The organism is Serratia sp. N21D137 (genome assembly GCF_047530005.1).
GTDB classification, from domain to species: Bacteria; Pseudomonadota; Gammaproteobacteria; order Enterobacterales; family Enterobacteriaceae; genus Chania; species Chania fonticola_B.
The window spans coordinates 1-552 of the sequence record NZ_JBLJAJ010000130.1 but is presented as its reverse complement, the minus strand read 5'-3'; the positions used below and the strand labels follow the sequence as shown (position 1 = coordinate 552).

General features: G+C 48.9%; 1 protein-coding gene. It reads right to left on the bottom strand.

The window, feature by feature from the left end; translation table 11 throughout:
• On the bottom strand, positions 1-403 hold a 403-nt coding region (locus ACMV5H_RS25665), incomplete at its 3' end, for a recombinase family protein (RefSeq protein ID WP_414822822.1).
• Positions 404-552 lie beyond the last annotated feature (149 nt).

Sequence of the window (552 nt, the reverse complement as noted above, 5' to 3'; positions counted from 1 at the left end):
AAAAAGCAGTAGGAAAAGTTAACGCATCCCGGTTGACTGAATGGAGACAAAATCCTGATCGAACTTCGGTGCCAATACGTGATCGAAGTTCCATGCCAATCCGTGATCGAACAGAGCGGAATACGCACTCATGTTGTTCAATCTGCTTTTTCAGCGTCATCCAGTCGCTGTTGCTGAGACGTGTCAGTCGGTCTATCTGCTCGACCAGCAAGATATCATTGCGGTGACTGTCTATCAGTAAGCGCCCCAGCTCCGGGCGATCGAGTTTTGTACCACTGATATTTTCCCGGTAGTAGCTGGCGATTTTATGCCCCCGTTCCTGGACGAACTGCTCCAGCATCTCTTTTGCCCGATCGGCGAACTGATCTTCCGTCGATGCCCTCAAATAAGCTCTTATGAACATTTTTTCACCGCATTATCGCATTTGATCTTGACCCACCATCTCCAGACAGCTTTTGTATCTTAAGTTAACGATGCCCGCAGGCGCCGGTATTCCCTCGGGGAGTGATATCCCAGCGCACTATGCGGATGGTTTTCATTGTAATGGTTGAA